The sequence below is a fragment of the Avibacterium volantium genome (genome assembly GCF_049366555.1).
GTDB classification, from domain to species: Bacteria; Pseudomonadota; Gammaproteobacteria; order Enterobacterales; family Pasteurellaceae; genus Avibacterium; species Avibacterium volantium_A.
The window spans coordinates 12,937-33,000 of the sequence record NZ_JBMMGT010000011.1; the positions used below are offsets into that span (position 1 = coordinate 12,937).

General features: G+C 40.7%; 14 protein-coding genes. 5 read left to right on the forward strand and 9 right to left on the reverse strand.

Going from position 1 to position 20,064, the window contains the following annotated elements; genetic code table 11:
- Positions 1-47: 47 nt before the first annotated feature.
- From nirK to ACLS0A_RS04920, 4 genes are all read right to left on the reverse strand, one after another.
- Complete coding sequence (gene nirK / locus ACLS0A_RS04905; protein WP_416082572.1) at positions 48-1,193, reverse strand: copper-containing nitrite reductase; 1,146 nt, start codon at positions 1,191-1,193, stop codon at positions 48-50.
- A gap of 30 nt (positions 1,194-1,223) precedes the next feature.
- Positions 1,224-3,125, reverse strand: coding sequence for a DNA topoisomerase IV subunit B (parE, locus tag ACLS0A_RS04910; RefSeq protein ID WP_416082573.1), 1,902 nt, complete (start codon positions 3,123-3,125; stop codon positions 1,224-1,226).
- Between the two features lie 108 nt (positions 3,126-3,233).
- Positions 3,234-5,879 carry a PqiB family protein gene (locus ACLS0A_RS04915; RefSeq protein ID WP_416082574.1) on the reverse strand — a complete coding sequence of 882 codons (2,646 nt, stop codon included), beginning with the start codon at positions 5,877-5,879 and terminating at the stop codon, positions 3,234-3,236.
- A complete protein-coding gene (locus ACLS0A_RS04920; protein ID WP_416082575.1) occupies positions 5,842-7,116 on the reverse strand; it encodes a PqiA/YebS family transporter subunit in 1,275 nt (424 codons plus the stop codon). Before ACLS0A_RS04920 ends, ACLS0A_RS04915 begins: the two co-directional genes overlap by 38 nt.
- Positions 7,117-7,682: 566 nt before the next feature.
- Here ACLS0A_RS04920 and proQ point away from each other — a divergent pair.
- The 5 genes from proQ (at position 7,683) to ACLS0A_RS04945 (ending at position 13,381) form a co-directional block, all read left to right on the forward strand.
- Positions 7,683-8,288 (forward strand): RNA chaperone ProQ, encoded by a 606-nt coding sequence (gene proQ / locus ACLS0A_RS04925; RefSeq protein WP_416082576.1) that lies wholly within the window; start codon positions 7,683-7,685, stop codon positions 8,286-8,288.
- A gap of 63 nt (positions 8,289-8,351) precedes the next feature.
- On the forward strand, positions 8,352-10,406 hold the full coding sequence (prc, locus tag ACLS0A_RS04930) for a carboxy terminal-processing peptidase (RefSeq protein ID WP_103852993.1): 2,055 nt from the start codon (positions 8,352-8,354) through the stop codon (positions 10,404-10,406).
- A gap of 70 nt (positions 10,407-10,476) precedes the next feature.
- Positions 10,477-11,976 carry a L,D-transpeptidase family protein gene (locus ACLS0A_RS04935; RefSeq protein WP_416082577.1) on the forward strand — a complete coding sequence of 500 codons (1,500 nt, stop codon included), beginning with the start codon at positions 10,477-10,479 and terminating at the stop codon, positions 11,974-11,976.
- Positions 11,977-12,094: 118 nt separating this feature from the next.
- Positions 12,095-12,655, forward strand: coding sequence for a YcbK family protein (locus tag ACLS0A_RS04940; protein ID WP_103852991.1), 561 nt, complete (start codon positions 12,095-12,097; stop codon positions 12,653-12,655).
- Positions 12,656-12,742: 87 nt separating this feature from the next.
- Positions 12,743-13,381: an MBL fold metallo-hydrolase gene (locus tag ACLS0A_RS04945; protein WP_416082578.1), complete on the forward strand. Its 639-nt coding sequence runs from the start codon at positions 12,743-12,745 to the stop codon at positions 13,379-13,381.
- 56 nt (positions 13,382-13,437) lie between these two features.
- Here ACLS0A_RS04945 and ACLS0A_RS04950 read toward each other — a convergent pair whose 3' ends face one another.
- The 5 genes from ACLS0A_RS04950 to ACLS0A_RS04970 all read right to left on the reverse strand — a co-directional run bounded on the left by ACLS0A_RS04950 (position 13,438) and on the right by ACLS0A_RS04970 (position 20,064).
- Positions 13,438-14,856, reverse strand: a complete 1,419-nt coding sequence (locus ACLS0A_RS04950; protein ID WP_416082579.1) for a surface lipoprotein assembly modifier — start codon at positions 14,854-14,856, stop codon at positions 13,438-13,440.
- A gap of 55 nt (positions 14,857-14,911) precedes the next feature.
- Complete coding sequence (locus tag ACLS0A_RS04955; RefSeq protein ID WP_416082580.1) at positions 14,912-15,955, reverse strand: transferrin-binding protein-like solute binding protein; 1,044 nt, start codon at positions 15,953-15,955, stop codon at positions 14,912-14,914.
- A gap of 71 nt (positions 15,956-16,026) precedes the next feature.
- Complete coding sequence (locus tag ACLS0A_RS04960; protein ID WP_416082581.1) at positions 16,027-16,374, reverse strand: hypothetical protein; 348 nt, start codon at positions 16,372-16,374, stop codon at positions 16,027-16,029.
- Between the two features lie 263 nt (positions 16,375-16,637).
- Complete coding sequence (locus tag ACLS0A_RS04965; RefSeq protein WP_416082582.1) at positions 16,638-17,063, reverse strand: universal stress protein; 426 nt, start codon at positions 17,061-17,063, stop codon at positions 16,638-16,640.
- Positions 17,064-17,427: 364 nt separating this feature from the next.
- Entirely contained in the window at positions 17,428-20,064 is a 2,637-nt protein-coding gene (locus ACLS0A_RS04970; protein WP_416082583.1) for a TRAP transporter permease, read from the reverse strand.

Genomic DNA, 20,064 nt, shown 5'->3' on the forward strand with positions numbered 1-20,064 from the left:
CTCTTATATTCGTTAAAATTAAAGTGCGGTGGTTTTTTGCGCGATTTTTAATGTTGAAATCCTGTGGATACGTCCGCATCAGGATTGCGTTTGGTGTAAGGCTCATCTTTTAATTTTCCACTGAAAATCTGTGGATTTTCCTCCCCACTTACCATTAACACCCCTTTCGCGCCTTTTTCGGTACGGAAAATGGAATGATCCACGAAAGGATAAGGGCCGGGTACAGGAATGGTGGTTTCAGCCATCATCGCACCGCCAGCAGGAATTAAGGTGGTTTGTACATTGTGATTTTGCAATGAACCACCTTCCACATACACCGTATCAAAAGGCTTGCCGATCAAATGGAAAGAGGACACCTTATTTGGCCCTGCGTTGCCGACATAAAAGCGTAATTTCTCGCCCACTTTGGCCTTTAACGCATTATCGCCGAGCATTGAGCCATAATGGCCGTTAAAGACCACATAGTCAGGCAGCTCATAGCTCGCTTTTTGCATACTAAAAACTTGCAAGCCTGCTTTGCCAAATTCCCCTTGGGTATAAAATTCGTTCTGTACAATATAAAATTCTTTATCCACAGGCGGTAAGCCTTCTTTTGGCTCAACCAACATTAAACCGAACATTCCCTTGCCGATGTGAGTTGGCGCGCCGGGCATTGCGGCGCAGTGATAAAGATAAAGCCCAGGTGATAGCACGTTGAACTGATAAATACTGGTATGCCCCGGTGCGGTATTGCTCGCCAGTGCCGTGCCTTCAGGGGCGGCGGAAGAGTGGAAATCAATGCTATGTGGCAGTTTGGAATTGATTGGGTTGGATAAATGCACTTCCACCGTATCTCCTTCGCGCACACGAATGAACGGTGCAGGGGTTGAACCGTTGTATGTCCAATATTTGAATTGCACTTTTGGCATAATTTCCATAATTTTTTCCAGCGCTTCCAGTTTTACCACCACACGCGCAGGATAATCGCGCGTAATGGGCGCTGGCACATTTGGTGCGGTGGTGAGTTCTGCTTCAATCACGGGAAGAGCAGAAATTTTCACATTTTGCACCGCACTTTTATTTTCAGACAAATTGGTATTTTCCGCCGTATTTGTATTTTCAACCGCATTGGGCTTGGTTGAATGTTGCTCTGTGGCGATAACATTGCCGCTTAAAAGTGCGGTGAAAATTAAGGCTAAAAAGGTCTTTTTCATTGGTGTTTCCTTGCTTATTTGGTGGCAGGTTTATACGCTCAAATCCACTTGGTCGCCTTTGGCTTGTAACCACATTTTGCGATCTTCAGAACGTTTTTTCGCCAACAGCATATCCATTAATTCAAAGGTTTCTGTTTCACTTTGTTCATTTTCTTGATCAAAGGTGAGCTGCACTAAACGGCGCGTATTAGGATCCATTGTGGTTTCACGCAACTGGCTTGGGTTCATTTCGCCTAGCCCTTTGAAGCGCTGCACATTGATTTTGCCTTTTTTATTTTTTAGGCGATCTAAAATGCCTTCTTTTTCCCCTTCATCAAGGGCGTAATAGACTTCATTGCCAATGTCGATACGATAAAGCGGCGGCATTGCCACATAAACGTGTCCTTCCGCTACCAATTTTGGGAAGTGGCGTAAGAATAGGGCGCAGAGTAGGGTGGCAATATGTAAACCGTCAGAATCCGCATCAGCAAGAATACAAACCTTGCCGTAACGCAACTGGGAAAGATCACTATTGTCAGGGTCGATCCCCAATGCCACGGCAATGTCGTGGACTTCTTGCGAGCCAAGTACCTGATCGGCGGACACTTCCCAAGTATTTAGAATTTTTCCGCGCAATGGCAAAATGGCTTGATATTCACGATCGCGCGCTTGTTTGGCCGATCCCCCTGCGGAATCCCCTTCGACTAAGAATAATTCGGTCAGTGCTAAATCTTGCGAGCTGCAATCGGCAAGTTTCCCCGGCAGGGCAGGGCCGCTCACTTGTTTTTTGCGCACGATTTTTTTCGCGGCACGCAAACGGCGTTCCGCTGAGCTAATCGCCATTTTGGCGAGTTCTTCCGCCTCTTGTATGTTTTGATTGAGCCATAAACTGAAGGCATCTTTCACCACGCCGCTGACAAACACCGCACTTTGGCGGGAAGATAACCGTTCTTTGGTTTGCCCTGCGAATTGTGGATCTTGCATTTTGATCGAAAGCACATAGGCACAGCGATCCCAAATGTCATCAGCGGTGAGCTTAACCCCGCGTGGCAACAAATTACGGAATTCGCAAAACTCACGCATTGCATCGAGCAAGCCTTGACGCAGCCCATTAACGTGTGTGCCGCCTTGAATGGTTGGGATCAAATTGACATAGCTTTCGCCTAATAAATCCCCGCCCTTAGGCAGCCAAATTAACGCCCAGCTGGCGGTTTCTTTTTCGGTTTCAAAATTGCCCACAAAAGGGGAGGCTGGCAAGGTGGTGTAGTCTTCAACGCTTTCTGTTAAGTAATCAGATAAACCGTCTTGATAGAGCCAAACATCTTCTGTGCCGTTGATTTTATCAATAAAACGAATTTCTAAACCTGAACACAGCACCGCTTTGGCACGCAATAAATGGCGTAAACGGCTGACGGAAAAATTAGGGCTGTCGAAATATTTTGGGTTCGGTTTGAAATGCACGGTTGTGCCAGTAGTACGGCGACCGCAAGTGCCGATGACTTCCAATTCTTGCACTTTCGCCCCATTTTCAAAGGCGATTTTATACACTTGTCCGTTACGTTTAATTTGAATATCCACGCGTTCAGAGAGCGCATTTACCACAGAAATTCCCACACCGTGCAAACCGCCAGAGAAGGTATAGTTTTTATTGGAGAATTTTCCCCCCGCGTGCAATTTGGTAAGAATTACCTCCACCCCTGAAATGCCTTCGGTGGGGTGAATATCAACGGGCATTCCTCGCCCGTTATCGATCACTTCAAGGGATTGATCTTTATGCAAAATCACTTCGATTTTTGTGGCGTGTCCTGCTAAGGCTTCGTCCACACTGTTATCGATCACTTCCTGCCCGAGATGATTGGGGCGGGTAGTGTCGGTGTACATTCCAGGGCGAAGTTGAACGGGTTCAAGATCTTTTAAAACGGTAATTTCATTGGCGGAATAATTTGTTGTCATTGGGAAAACCTAATTTCAAATCAAAAATTGGCGAAAGTGTAGCAAAAAAACGACCTGTATAAAATACCAGTAGGGTAAAATTAAAGTGCGGTCGTTTTTTTGTAAATTTTATTCGTTACCTAAAATGCCTAAATTCCAGTTTATGGCTTCTTTAGGACGTTTGTCTTGCAACAAGAAACGCTGGTTGGCTTTTGCTTGCGGTTGCACTACCGAGCCAGACGGCGTTGAGAAGGCGATGCCGCCTTTTAACAGTTGCTGCATTGATCCTGTGTTAATGGATAAGCCAGTGAAACCAAGCTCCATTCCATAACCTGATGAGATCCAGAATTCTGAATTTTGGCGCACAAGGGCTTTGTGTTTATTGGCAATCACAATATGTACTAACACACGGTCGCCAAGGCTGTTAAGCTCTAAATTGCGAATTGTCCCCACTTCCACACCGCGGTACAACACAGGTGATCCCACCGTGATATTCATTGCGTTTTTGGTTTCTAAAATGAGTGGGAAACCATCACCGTATTTGTTGGTGGTTGGCACAGATTGCGCAAGGCGGAATTGATTGCGTGCTTTGCCACTGCCTGCTTCCACATCAATATAAGGTTGTAAAAGGCTATCTAAATTCTCAATGCCACCTGCGGAAATTTGCGGTGAAATCAGGCGGAATTTGCTGTTTTCTTTGGCAATGATTGCCATATATTTCGGGTTAATTAACGCCGTAGCGATAATTTTGCGATCGGCGGAAAGTTCAATGCTATCCACTTCACCAATATTTAAGCCCATATAACGCAACGGCATTCCTTTACTTAAGTTGGTAGCATCTGCGGCGGTGAGCTTAATCACTTGTCCTGCGGATTTGGCACGCATTTCATTTGGGTAAAGAATTTTGTTACCTGAACCACTGTTATCAAAACTAATCGCGCCTTTTAAGGTGCGAGCAATAGGTGCGGCTTGAATGCTAATGCCTTTCGGTGTGATGTCCACCTGTGCGGCACTTTCCACCCAGAACAGACTTTTGCTGGTGAGCAAATCGCGATGTTTCGGATAGATAAACACGTCCACATCAAAATGATCTTTTTTCGGGCGGATAGCCAGAATTTTGCCCACTTCATATTGGCGATAAAGCACCAGAGAACCTTTATCAATGCTGGGTAGCTGTGAAGTGGTTAAGGTGATGGTTGGGGTGAGATTAGTACTCACGATCCCTGCTTCAGCATTACTGAGATCACTGTATAACGGGAAACTTTCAGGTAATGTACCCGCTTGATGACCCGCCACAATGCGAATGCCTCCTTGTAGCCATTTTTCAGGGCTTGCCGCTTGCATTTTCACGCCGTCAGTGCCGATGCTCACTTCAAAATTTGATGCAGCAATAAAGAGCGTATCGGGGTGAATTAAATGACGATATTGCCCAGCAATCGCTACTTTAAAATGCACCGATTCTTGTTCGATCCGCTGATTTACAATTTCACCAATAGGGAAATTATTGTAGTAAATTTGCTGCCCTTCACTGATGTTATAGGTTTCAGGCGCGGTTAAGGTTAAAACCAAGGTATCGGGCTGTTTGAGCAACAGTTCATTTTCTTTAATCACAGTAAATTGCGTTTGTTTTTCACCTGTACCGCTGATGACATCAAAATATTCACCACGCAATAATTTCTGCGTGTCGCTCAGTTCGCTCAAATTGAATTTTGTGTTGCGTAGCACGATTTCAGTGTTGGTTTTAAACAGATTTTCAGCGCTCGGATCAATGAGTAATTTGCCTTGCAAAATTTCTTCATTATTTTCCACCGCACTTAATTCTGAAAGCAAACCGATTTGTGCATCTTGTGAATATACCGCAGTTTTGCCTGCGCGTAATCCCGCAATATTCGGCACGGTAACATTGATTTCAATACCGCGTTTGGCCGCTTGTAAATTAGCATATAAACGATAGCGCTCGTTGCTTTCTGCCTTTGGACTATTTTGCGGTGAATCAAATGCCACAGCCCCTTGTACCACGGAATTTAGGCTATCCATTTGCACATTAATACCAGAAAGTCCAACACTGGCGTTAATACCGCTAATGTTCCAGAAATGGCTGTCTTTTTTTACGAATTGGGTATAAGGCTTATCGATCACCACATCAATTTCAATTTTCTTCTGATCTTTGGTGAAGCGGTAATCATAAATTTTCCCGACAGGCATTTTTTTGAAATAGACAGACGCTCCGATTGAGATCGAACCTAGATCATCAGCCAGTAAATGAATGAGCAAATCGCCCTCAGTAACTTGGGCGATTGGGCCTTCGCTTTCTGCCACAAATTCATCTTCATATTCACCGTCCCCAGGTTGTAGGGTGATGTAGTTGCCCGAAACCAGTGCATCAATGCCAGAAATCCCTGCCAGAGAAGCACTTGGACGAACGAGCCAAAACTTGGTGTTTTCACGCAACACGGTTTTGGCTTCAGGATAAATACTGGCTTCCACTTCCACTTTTTTCAGATCGTCAGTGAAATTTACTTTTTTCACCACACCAATTTGCAAGCCTTGGTAGCGAATTTGTGTTTTGCCTGCTACTAAGCCATCACCATTATCAAAGGTGATTTTGATATTAATGCCTTGTTCTTGCACAATTTGAAAGAACAAAATCGTACCAATACATAAGGCAACAAAGGGTAATAACCAAAATGGCGAAATCCGTTTGTTTTTATGAATGGTTGCTTTTATTTCTTTGTAATTATCCTGAATGGACGGCGTTTTGTTGTTGTCTGTCATAAATTTTCCAAAGTAAACGACTGTCGAATTGCGAAGCTGAAATCATAGTTAAGAACACCGCTGCCCCAAAATAAAAGGCAGCAGGGCCTACGGAAAAATTGATGATTTGTCCGCGAGCAACCAAGGACATCATCAATGCGAGTACGAACAAATCTAACATCGACCAACGACCGACAAAATGCACAATATGGAATAAGCGCATTTGCCATTTTATGGATTGGCGAAGGTTGAAATGTACACAAATTAATAAATAAAGCAAAATAAAAATTTTGCTAATCGGAATAAAAATACTGGCGCTAAATACCACAAATGCCACGAAATAACTGCCCATTTCAACAAAGGTGATCACGCCAGACATCAGGGTATCGGCGCTCGGCGCGCCATTGACATAAACCACCGACATTGGCAATAAATTAGCAGGGAAAAGCATAATAATGCCCGCAATCAAGGTTGCCCAAGTGCGTTGCAATTTAATGTTTACTGGCACGTCTAATAGCGTTAAACAGCGTGGACAACGGGCTCGATGTTTGCTGTCTTGATAAGGCTCGGTAAACGTGTAATGGCACTCCAAGCAGACACAAGGCGGTTCGTCGGGCATTTCGGTCAAAAGTCTATCTTGTGGATAAAAATCATTCCACAGTGCATTCAGATTGAGCTTAATAAACAGTAGCGTAGTTAAAAGTGCGGTGAAAATAAAGGCAATTAAATACACATCAAGGCTAAGGGTGGCGTATTCTCGCACCTTAAACATTGTTACGCCCAGCGCGACCAAATACACATCAAACATTACCCAGGGTTTAATGTACCCTAGCGCGAGCAAAATATTACGCGGTTTAATGCCAAGCAGTTGCGAAAGACGGAGCAAAATCACCAAAATTGCAAAGGAAATGGGCATAAATACGGCACAGAGAAAAATGAGAAATGCCGTATAAGGGTAGCCTTCTGTTGCCATTTTCCACACCCCTTGCCAAACCGAAGCGTCCACTCGTGTACCCAATAAGTCAATGCTTAATAAAGGATAATTCAAGGCAAAAGGCATCAAAATTAAAATGGATAGGGCAATCATCGCACAGCGATGCAAATTCCAACGGCTGCCTGAACACAGCATCTCATCACAGCGAGGACATTCCGCATATTGGTTCGCCTCCAACGTAGGCACAGACACCGTGGCATCGCAATGGGTGCAACGGGCAATATGCTGTTTGGCGTAATGTGTCGTTTTTAACGGTGTTGTCATCGCTTAGGTTCTACTGATTTTTCTCTAAAAGAAATTCAAAAGCGCTATTTTATATGGATTTGCGTGCTTTTCAAAGTGCGGTGGTTTTTTACGGAAAATTTATCACAAAAAGCACCGCACTTTGTCTGATTGACAAAATTTGTGGTGGACATTAACCTGACAACATTGCTGTTACGATAAAACGCCTAAATACACTTTCACTTAGCGGAGCGATTTATCTCTTTTTAGTTGGTGGGCGTCTGTTTAGAGAAAAAGCAAAGGGAGAAAAATAATGGAAATGACATTTGGACTTGTTGTTTTTGCCTTAATTGGTTTGGTTGTCGCCTTAACTGCAACTTATTTAACAAAACACTAATTTAACAAAACACAATGTTTTATTTTGAAAGCCTGCGATGCAGGCTTTTTCATTATAAGCTATTCTATCAAATGCTAATTTATACAGATTTCCACATATCTCAACAGTAACTCCCGTATAAACTCGATCAAAAAATTGCCATTTCTTGCGAATTTAAGCTAAAATGTGCAACGTTTTTCTATTTAAAATTAATGGTATGTGAGATTACACAATGACAGAAGTTCAGAAATTAACCAATAATAAAGAAATTATCGCTTATTTAGCGGAAAAGTTTCCGCGCTGTTTTTTCCTTGAAGGTGAGGCAAAACCGTTAAAAGTCGGGATTTTCCAAGATTTAGCAGAAGCCCTTGCAGATGATGAAAAAGTAAGTAAAACCCAATTGCGTCAAGCTCTGCGCTTATATACAGCAGGCTGGCGTTATTTATACGCTTGTAAAGAAGGGGCTGAGCGCGTTGATTTACAAGGCAATCCAGCTGGCGTATTAGAGAAAGAACACGCAGAACACGCTGCACAGAAATTAGCCGAAAGCAAAGCGAAAGTGGCAGAAAAACGTGCAGCAGAGCGTGCGGCAAATCCGAAAGCGAATAAAAAGCCTGCGCGTCCAAACGCGAAGAAATTTGTAGCGAAAAAACCACAAAATAAACCTAATCTTGTTGCGGTAGATGTTACAACCTTAGCACAAGGTGATGTGGTGAAAGTAAAAGCCGGGAATAGCACAAAGCGTGCGGTAGTTTTGGAAGTGGTAAAAGACAATGTGCGTGTTGAGTTAGAAAATGGCTTAACAATGTCCGTTACCGCAGAGCGTTTATTTGCATAATTCTCATTATTTCGTTAAGTAAGAAGTCATCATCGTGATATTTACTTTGATTAGGACATTTGAATGAAGTTTAATAAAAGAAAAGGCTACTTAGCCAGTTTAGTGCTAAGTGCCTTATTTGTTAATGCGGATCTTGCCGTTGCTGTTGCTCCTAAATTGAAGGCAACAGATATTGTCATTCCTGAGCCAACTGAAACGAACCAGTTGGTAACAAAGCGTGTTGCAACGCGTTTAACCCAATCTCATTATCGTAAATTTCAGTTAGATGATGACTTTTCGCAAAAGATTTTTGATCGCTATTTAAAAAATTTAGATTTTAATCGCAATACCTTTTTAGCTTCAGATGTCGCTGAAATGCGAGCTAAATATGGCGACAAGCTTGATGATCAGCTTAACCAAGGTAAGCTAGATATGGCGTTTGCGATCTATGATTTAATGATGAAACGCCGTTATGAACGCTATAAATATGCCTTATCGCTTTTAGACAAAGAGCCAAGTTTAACCACAGATGCACAAATTGAAATTGAACGCAAAGATGCTGCTTGGCCAAAAACGGAAGAAGAAGCCAATGAGCTTTGGGCGCAGCGTGTTAAAAATGACATCATCAATTTGAAGCTCAAAGGTAAGAATTGGCGTGAAATTAAGAAAACCTTAACGAAACGCTATGATTTGGCAATCCGCCGTTTAACGCAAACTAAAGCTGATGATATTGTACAAGTGTATTTGAATGCTTTTGCGCGTGAAATCGATCCGCACACAAGTTATCTTGCGCCAAGAAGTGCAAAAAGTTTTAATGAAAGTATGAACCTTTCATTAGAAGGCATTGGGGCAACCTTGCAATCGGAAGATGGGGAAACCATTATCCGCTCACTAGTGGCTGGTGCGCCGGCTGATCGCAGTAAAAAAATTAAGCCGGGTGATAAAATTGTTGGTGTCGGTCAGGCAAAAGGTGAAATTGAAGATGTTGTTGGTTGGCGTTTAGATGACGTGATCGATAAGATCAAAGGGAAAAAAGGCACGAAAGTTCGTTTGGAAATTGAGCCAGAAAAAGGTGGAAAATCCCGCATTGTTACCCTTATTCGAGATAAAATTCGCTTGGAAGATCAGGCGGCGAAATTAACCGTGGAAAAGGTTGATGGCAAGCAAATTGCAGTGATTAAAATTCCAAGTTTTTATCTTGGTTTAGCGGAAGATGTGAAAAAACTGCTTGCAGAAATGAAGCAGAAAAATGCGCAAGCCTTGATTATTGATTTGCGTGAGAATGGCGGTGGCTCATTAAAAGAAGTGGTTGAATTAACAGGCTTATTTATTACCGATGGGCCAGTGGTTCAGGTGAGAGATGCTTATCAACGCATTCGTATTCACGAAGATCCGGATAACACTCAAGATTATGCAGGCCCGCTCTTAGTGATGATCAATCGCTTTAGTGCTTCTGCGTCTGAAATTTTTGCAGCAGCAATGCAAGATTATAACCGAGCGATTATTATTGGACAGAATACCTTTGGTAAAGGAACTGTTCAACAAAGCCGTCCATTGAATTTTGTGTTTGATTCAGAAGAAACCCCAATGGGGCTAATTCAATACACTATTCAAAAATTCTATCGTATTAATGGCGGAAGCACCCAGCTGAAAGGGGTTGCGCCAGATATTACGTTCCCATCATTGATTGATTTGAAAGAATATGGGGAAGAAAACGAAGATAATGCGTTGCCTTGGGATAAATTGCCACCAGCCCCTTATTCTGAGGCTGGGAAATCAAGAGAAGCAATTAATGCACTGGAAGCTCCGCATATTGCTCGAATGGCGAAAGATCCTGAATTTATTGCGCTTAATGAAGATCTTAAAGTGTTAGATGAACGCCGTGAGCGTAAATATTTATCATTGAATTTTGCAAAACGCAAAGCAGAGAATGATAAAGATGACGCAAAACGCTTGAAAGATTTGAATGCGCGCTTTAAACGAGAAGGTAAAAAACCATTGAAGAAACTTGATGATTTACCGAAAGATTATGAAGCCCCTGATTTCTACTTAAAAGAGGCAGAAAAAATGGCGGTGGATCTCATTAATTTTGATGAAAAACATCATCTTTCGGGTGCAGAAGTAACACCGAAAAAATAACTAAATTTCTGACCGCACTTTAATAAGTGCGGTGCTTTTTATTGTGATTTTTATATTTAAGGACTCTAGAATGTTAAAAACGACTTCATTTAAGTTAGCTACACGCGCGGCTTTATTGACGTCTTGTGCTTATGCGGGAACAGCTATTGCGGCAAACACTGCACCTGTGGTGAATGCAGGACAATCCTCAACGCCGGCAATGGTAAAACTGACGAATGAACAGCTTTTACTCGAACGAAAAGCGATCGCTGAGAAAATCACAACAGAACGTAAAGCGGAAGAAGATCGTCTAAATGCAGAACAGCAACAGCGTTCAGAACAGCGCTTAACAGATATTATTGGCACACAGCCGTTGATGTTTAAGTCTGCGGTAGCCAAAATTTATACGCAAAATGATTATGTGTTGCTGTGGGAAGATAAAAAAGCCGAGAAACAATTTTTACGCGAATATGCCGCATTGGTGGCAAGTGGTATTTCTCGCCAGTCGGCACAAAATTTAGATCGTATCTATAATGCTGAGGACAAAGATCGTTTGGTTTATGATATTTTGCTTACTGACGCATTCCTTGATTATCTTTATTATTCACAAAATGCGCTGAAATCTGCGCAGAAATGGTTATATTCTCCAACTGCTTATAAAAGTGCAGAACCCTCAGAGCAAGAAATTCAGCGCTGGTTAAGTGCGGTGAAAAATAATCAAAATTTTGAATTTGTTGCACAACTTGCGGGTAAAAATAATTTATATCGCCAAACCTTATATCAGCTAGAAGCTTTAATTTCTTCAGGAAAAATGGATCGTAACCAGATCTATAAATTGGCGATCAACACGCAACGTTTAAGAATTTTGCCTGAGTTTACAAACGGGCTTTTTGTGAATATTCCAAGTTATCAGCTTAATTATTATCGTAATGGCAAACTGGTAATGAATTCACGCGTTATCGTAGGAAAACAAGCACGCAAAACCCCTGTGATGTATAGCAAATTAAGTAATGTTGTGGTTAATCCACCTTGGACGCCAACGCCACGTTTAATCAATGAAGATTTAGTACCAAAAATTAAACGTGATCCAAGTTATGTGGCACGCAATGGTTATACCATTACCGACGGTTCAGGGCGCACCATTGATCCACATTCCATTAACTGGGCGGCGATTGGCAGCAAATTCCCTTATCGTATCCGTCAAGCGCCGGGGGATAGTGCTTTAGGTAATTATAAATTTAATATGCCAAGTGCTGATGCCATTTACTTGCACGATACACCAAACCACAGTTTGTTTAACAAAAAAGACCGTGCGTTGAGTTCTGGCTGTATTCGTGTGGAGCAGTCCGATCAGTTAGCAAGCATTTTGCTCAAAGAAGTTGGTTGGTCTGATGAACGTAAACGCAAAGTGCTAGGCAGTAAAAAAAACACTTCTGCGAATGTAGGGTCGGATAATCCTGTTTATCTTTATTATGTAACCGCTTGGATGGACGGTGGAAAATTACACACCTTGCCAGATATTTATGGTTACGATTCAGCACCGAATTTAAGCTATGTAAACTGGGATGCGGTGAAAAAATATTTGATGTAATGCCTAACACATTGAAAAGTGATTACTATTTTTAAATTTTTTTACTTTTTTATGAACTAATTAAAACGTACGTAGTCGAAAGTAAAGAATTGTAAATTTAGAGTAAAGAATTATTACTATGAGCGAGATTAATCAGCAGCGCCGCAAATGGCTTTCCCTTGGTGGAATTGCATTGGGTGTATCCTTATTACCTAATACAGTATTAGCAATGGTTTCAACGCCGAAACCACGCATTCTGAGCTTTAGAAATATCAATACTGGCGATCGTTTTGCGGGAGAATTTAATCCTACAAAAGGATTTTCTGCGGCAAGTTTGAGAAAGTTGGATTATTTATTGCGTGATAAACGTAATAACCAAATTCATCGAATGGATCCTAGATTATTTGCCAAGTTTTATCAAATTCAGCGTACTTTAGGCTTACGCAATACTGAAATCCAAATTATTTGTGGTTATCGCTCACCAACAAGTAATGCGGCAATGCGTAGAAGAAGTCGTGGTGTAGCAAGTAATAGCTACCATATTCGTGGGCAAGCGATTGATTTTCGTATTGATGGCGTGCCATTGGCGAGTGTAAAACGTGCGGCGGAAAGCCTAAATAATGGCGGAGTAGGGTATTATCCAAGAAGTAATTTCGTGCATATTGATACTGGCCCTGTTCGTACTTGGCGTGGAAGCTGATTATCCGCATTTCAAACATATAAAACCGCAAGCAAATTTGCGGTTTTATTCTTTTAATTTCAAAGAAATATCAATAAAGGACAAAAAATGAATATTGAGATTATTCCTGTTACCGCGTTCCAACAAAATTGTTCAATCATTTGGGACGATGAAAAAAATGCCGCTATTATTGACCCAGGTGGCGAGGCAGAAAAGCTAATTAAACGCATTGAAGAATTAGGCTTAAATTTAAAATTAATTTTGCTTACTCACGGACACTTAGATCATATCAGTGCGGCAGAAAAGCTGAAAAATCACTTTAATGTAGAAATTTGGGGCTCACACGAAGCGGATCGCTATTGGTTTGAAGGCTTGCCACAACAGGCAGAACGCTTTGGAATGCTATTTAAAACCAATGCCTTTTTGCCTGATCGCTGGTTAAATGAAGAAGGGGAGGTCATCAAGGTGGGCGATTTTAATTTTGAAGTGTTACATTTACCGGGGCATACACCGGGGCATATAGGCTTTATTGAACATAACAAAAACATTGCATTTACTGGTGATGTACTCTTTCAAAACAGCATTGGACGCACAGATTTCCCCGGCGGCGATCATCAAACCTTGCTGAACTCAATTAAAGAAAAACTTTATCCGTTACCTGACGAAATGATCATCATTGCAGGCCACGGAAATTACACGACCATTGGCAAGGAAAAGAAAAGCAATCCGTTTTTGCAGGGAATGTAGCTTTATCAAAGCAAAAAATTTAGGCATTAAAGAATGCCTAAATTTTTGTATCAATATCAGAAACTCTTATCGAACAACAAATTAATATTTTTACTTTGGTAGGAATACAGGGAAGAAATATTACTTATTTGTTTCTTCCAACTAAATTGTAATTTAGGAGTGATTCCCCATAAATGCCAATCTCGCTTCCATAGCATTAATTGGGATTGGTAAATTTTATCAGAGCGTATTTTCCCTAAGGGCAATATGCCACCTAATTTGGCTTCCGCTTTGTATTGGCGTTGCGCAAAAGAAAAAGATAAGCGTGAAGAGATACCTTTTCCCCATTCTTGCCCCCAGCCTAAACGCAGCGTTTTTATATCTGAACTATATTGACGAACCCGCGTCTTTTCACGATTAAAATCAATACCCGTATAAAAATATTGGCGAGCATTGCGCAGCCATAATGCCGTAATAGAAGCAAGCTGATTAAAACCATTTGAACTGGGTTGTGAAAAATAACGTTGCTTACTATATTCAAGTGCTGTAGAAATCTGCCAATTTGGAGAAAGCCAACGAGAAAGTTCAGTGCGTAATCCCTGTTCCCATTGATAGCGGTGTTTCCCTACCCAGCGGCGACCATAAAAAGGCAAAATTTTCCAATTTTGCACCGCACTTTTATTCATATAGCCTAAATAAGTGCGGTTTAAAATATCGTTATAATCTTTATTATCCCAATAATATTTTCCCCATAATGTATTTTCAAAATAAATATAATGATTAGAAAATAAATTATATTCTTTAGAAAGATTAAAGTGATAAGCGATGCCGTGCGCAGATTGTGGTAACATTTCTTTTGATTTTATAAAACCTGTATTTTCTATTTCTTGAGTGCGAGATGTATTATTAACATTAGGATCACGCAAATAATTGAAACTCAAGTTACTTTGCCAGTCAGAATGTTGTTCAATTGCATTCAAATACTGGTCAAGTAAATGTGCAATAGTCGCTGGTAAATTTGGTTCAGCTTTGGCTTTCTCAAACTGTTCTTTGGCAGCAGTTAATTGCTGATCGGCAAATAGGGTTGTCGCAAGTTCAATTCTTACAGGGTTTAAATCAGGATTTATGGCAAGAATTTGACGAAAATAAGAAATAGCCGTGGCATAATGCTGTTGTAATTTTTCTGAAACACCTTTGGCGAATAAAACTAAAATATCATCTTTTTGTTCAAATTGCTGATAAATAGGTAACAAGGTTTCGATTGAAGCATTATTTTGTTGCAATATTGCTAAATTTAATAAATGTTCTGCCAGGTTTTTATCTTGTTTAATTTGTTCAATTGGCACTTTAATTTTTTCAGATTTTGTTGGCTGAATAAATGGCATTGATTTTACTGGCTTTTCAGGTTTCGCAACATATTGATGTTGTTCTGGCTGAAAAGTATTTTCGGCTAAAATTGGAAAAGGTAATAAGCTAATTAAAAATAGTTTTTTCATTGTGAGAAACTCGAAAATAAAGGAAAAGCCACTGCAAGCAGTGGCTTGATTGAGATTAACGTTCGCCAGCGAATACGGCGCTTATCGTTGGGTATGCAGAGTAGCTATGATTTCCGACCTGAACTTTTCCAGCTACTTGTGTTGCATCTTTACCCATAAATTTTCCTTGGTAGTAGCCTTCATATTTTATATTGATTAATCCAATATTATTTAAATAATCAGGGTCAGGTTGATTCATAGTAAAGTGTGCGTTGCCATTAAATTCTAAAATACCATTGTCTGTAGTAATTTTTGTATTTTCTAAATAAATATTTCTATCTTGTGTAGAATAAGTTATGTCATCATTAATACTAACTTTTCCATTGACTTGTTTATTAATAAAATCAGCAGTGAGAGTAAAAGTGCTTTCACTATTGCGAGAATTATTAAGAGTAATTAACGCTTTTCCGCTATATTTAGCCGTTCCTTGAACTCGTTGTAAATCTTCTAAGGCTGTCATTCGAGTTGGGTTACCTCCATAAGCGATTTGATATAGCTCGCCATTTTTGTAAGTAACGGAATAACCTGCATCTTCTAAATTATAGTTATAATTTTTATAAACATTGAGTTCTGGCTGATTAGTTGTATAATCTTGAATCATTTCTACATAACTCGTAATGTTTTCACTGCGAGTACCATCTGCCGTGATATTGCCATAAACCTTGTTATTATCTTGTAGTGATGTATCACCATAATAATTTGGGCTGCCCGTTATAATGATACGTTTATCCACAAATCTTCCATTTTCTTCCTCCCGAGCTTTGCGTGCTTGTTCTTGCTGTTCAAGATCAGAATTAGTCGCATAAGTGCCTTTAGTGAGTTGATTATATTGCGCTTCTAAATGTCGGTTTTTATCTTTGAGATGAGAAATTTCTTGTTCTTTTTCGTTGATTTTTTGTTCGGCTTCATTGCGCTCTTGTTCTAATTGATTACGGTGTTCATAAACATTTTGTAACTCGTTATTGGCTGATTCAAGGAGCATATTGGCATAGTCGGCATCAGCCTGAGCATTTTTCAATTGATTTTGAGCTTCAGTCAGTTTTAGAGATAATTCTTGCAATCTATTTTGATCGATAACAGATCGCTCTTTCAGTTTATTTAGCGATTTTTCAGTCGCTTGTAACTCTTTTTCTAATTTTTCTTTCTGACTATTGGCAAGGGAAAGTTGCTTTCGGCTTGTTGCAGCTTTTCTTTGGCTAAGGTTTCTTGTTGAGAAAGTTGGTTAATTTTCTCATTTGTTTGACTAAATTTCTCTTTTTCCGCTTCTAGTTGTTTTTGTTTTTCTGAAATTTCATTAATTTGTTCCTGATGTTTCTTTATCGTTTGCTGTAAATTTTCAATGGTTTTTTCTTGAGTTGTTGGGGATTGGTCTTGTGCGGTATCTTCTGATGAACTTGAACCACCACTAGATGACCCACAAGCCACCGCACCTAATGAAATTAATAATGCCAATGCCGTTGTTTTAAATTTAGGTTGCATAAAAAATTCCTCTATAAAAGATTATTAAGTTAAATAAGGGAGTTTATTTTTAGGAAAAACAGGATTTTTTTCTAAAAAACAGCAAAACTTTCTTAGTTTAAAAAAAAAAAAAAACAAGAGGTTAGCGATCTTTTAGCAAAAAATTTGATCTTTATTAAGATTTAAGTAAAAAAAGAAGAAAAGAAAAATTCGGCAAAAAACAACCGCACTTTTATAGAAAGAAAAAAAGCGGAAATAACTCCGCTTTCTTGATTGAGTTGAGCTTATTTCAAAACCAAAATCGGTTTTTTGCCATAGCGTGCCACTTTTACTGTGTTGCTACTTAAGCCTTTGGCATTCGGTTTGCTGCTGGCGAGCATTATGATGAGATCCACTTCTTTTTCATTGGCGATGCGGTTGATTTCTTCATAAATTGTGCCGTGGGCAACGATATGTTGCACTTTTGCTCCTTCAGGGAAATGGGCTTTAGTGAAATCGTGCAGGGTTTTATTGGCTTCTTCAATCACCGATTTATCAAAGTTTTTCGGCAAGAATGCGGAGATAAAGCTGTCATCAATGGGTTCGATAATGGTTGCGACACGGTAAATGGCGTTAGGATTGTGATTGGTGAGCTGAAGGGCGGTGTCCACCACATATTTTGCGCTTTTCAGATTGCTTAGATCAATGGCAATAAGCAGTTTGTTGTACATAATAAGATCCTTTTATTGGGTTGCGGTTTGTGCGTTTTATATTTTGCTAATTTCATAAAATTTTGACCGCACTTTAGGGTCTGTTGATAACTCATTTTGCATTTGAGCTGGTGACTATTTTTTGTGAGAACAAGGCGAACGGGGTGAAGTTTAGCCATTCTAGACGAACCACGTTCAACACAGTTATCACAAAAAATAGCCCCAGCCCTTCGGGTTAGCTTTAAAATTTGCGTACTCTTTGTTGCAGTTCTCACCAAGAGAACCACTCTTGGTTTTAAACTGCGCCGCGATTACGCTAATTTTAAACGATAACTCAAATGCAAAATGAGTTATCAACAGACCATAACAAAGTGCGGTCAATTTTTTATTGTTTTTTCGCTCTACGGCGTTGATTAAATCCAACAAGGAGAATAATCAATAAGCCTGGAATGAACATCCATTCTTTGGCAGTAGCCACTTTTGGTAAAGAAATATCGAGTAGGGTTTGATCCCAATTTAAGCCTGCTTTGGCGGCAGGGGAATCAATTTCAACCATATCAATAATGACTTTTGGTGTCGCTTTGCCATCAATTTCAATGCTTTCGCCTGTATTGAGCAAGGTTAAGCCGAGTTTATTTAGGCGCTCTTCACCGGTTTTTCCTTCTGGCACGCTGAGTTCAGAATAGAACTCAATTTGTTTTCCATAAGGATTGGTGCCAGCCACTTTGAGGGTAATTTTTTCATCAACTGGCACTTTTTCCAACTCTTGTGCCAAATGCACTGGCTCAATGTGATAAGAGGTTGGCGAAATATATTCCATAAAGAAACCAGGGCGGAAAATAATAAATGCCGCAAAAATAAGGGCAACAGTTTCCCACACTTTGTTCTTCGTGATGAAATAATTCATTGTGGCGGAAGTAAAGGCGAGTATAGCAATGGTGGATACCACCGCAACCAGTATGCCTTTTGCCCAGCCCACATCAATTAATAACAGATCCGTATTAAAGATGAACAAGAATGGCAAGATCGCTGTTCTTAGGCTGTAAAAGAATGCCACTAAACCTGTTTTGATTGGGCTACCACCTGATACTGCCGCAGCAGCGAAAGAAGCCAGACCCACAGGTGGGGTTACGTCAGCCATAATCCCGAAATAGAACACGAATAAATGCACGGCAATCAGCGGTACGATTAAGCCATTTTGTTTACCCACTTCTACAATCACTAATGCCATTAAAGATGACACCACGATATAGTTAGCCGTGGTTGGCAAGCCCATTCCTAGTATTAAGCTGAATATTGCCACAAGGATAAGCATAAGCAAGATGTTACCCATTGAGAGCATTTCGATAATGCCAGAGAGCTGTACGCCAAAACCAGTGAGTGAAACAACACCGACAATAATTCCCGCAGTTGCGGTAGCGATACCAATCCCAATCATATTACGCGCGCCCGTTTCTAAACCATCAACAAGGGCATCAACACCTTGTTTAAACAGATCTTTCGTGATCGGTTTGTTACGGAAGAAGTTTAGTAACGGATGCTGAGTGACTAAAATGATCATCAAGGTAACTGTTCCCCAGAAAGCAGATAGCCCTGGTGAAAGCATTTCGACCATTAAACACCAAATTAGCACCACAACAGGAATTAAATAATGCAAGCCTGCATTTACCGTTGGTTTGGCGGACGGCAGTTTTACCACAGGGGAATTAGGATCATCAATTTCTAAATCAGGGAATTGTGCCACACGGCGAATTAAGGCGAGATAAATCAACGCCAATAACACCGCAACGATTAAGAAACTATGATCAGGTGCAACGGTTTTCAACCAGCCTAAACCAAATTCCACGCCAATTACTAAACCGATCACTACTAAAATGGTGCTGACCAATTTTAACAAGGTCACTAAAAACGGATTTGGTGGATCGGTTCTTGGCAAGCCGTGCAAGTTCATTTTTAATGCTTCTAAATGCACGATATAAACCAATGCAATATAAGAAATCAGTGCAGGCAGTGCAGCATAGGTGATGAGCTGGCTATATGGCATATTGACATATTCGATCATCAAGAAAGCTGCAGCCCCCATTACTGGCGGCATAATTTGTCCATTTACCGATGAAGCCACTTCTACCGCGCCTGCTTTTTCTGCTGAAAAGCCCACGCGTTTCATCATTGGAATGGTAAATGTTCCGGTTGTCACTACGTTAGCGATAGATGAACCTGAAATTAGCCCCGTTAAGCCTGATGACACCACAGCCGCTTTCGCCGGCCCACCACGCAGATGTCCAAGATAAGCAAAAGCGGTTTTAATGAAATAGTTACCCGCGCCCGCTTTATCAAGCAATGCACCAAATAACACAAAAAGGAACACATATTTGGTAGAAACCCCTAATGCCACACCAAACACGCCCTCAGTAGTTACCCATTGTTGGTTCACCATTTGTGAAAGTGACCCTGAACGGTGGCTGATGATCCAATCTGTTGGCAAGAATTGCCCGAAGTAGTTATAAGCTAAAAACACACTGGCGATAATTACCAAAGGCAAGCCAAGGCTACGGCGACAGGCTTCTAACAGCAATAACACGCCTAGACAGCCAGCAATAATATCTTGCGTATTAGGTGCGCCGAAACGTGTGACTAAACCTTCATAAAAGAAAATGTAATAGGCGCCTAAAAATGCCCCAAGGGTGGCAAAAAACCAATCTAACAACGGGATACGATGTTTTGGCGATGTCGCAAAAGCAGGGAACGATAAATAGGCCAAGAACAATGCAAAGGCAAGGTGGATCGAACGCGCTTTAGTGTCATCGATCACCACATTAATATCTAGCCCCCAATTGCGAACGACTTCTTGTAGCCAAAATGGCACAGGGGAGGTGTAATAAAGTTGAAAAACCGACCATAAAATCGCGGTAATTACAATGAGTTTTCTGCTTGCGCCCGTAGGATTTCGTCCACCTGAATCATTGGAGGCTACCATATCTTGCAGATCATCGTAATCCATTTTTTTTGTGGATTCGGACAT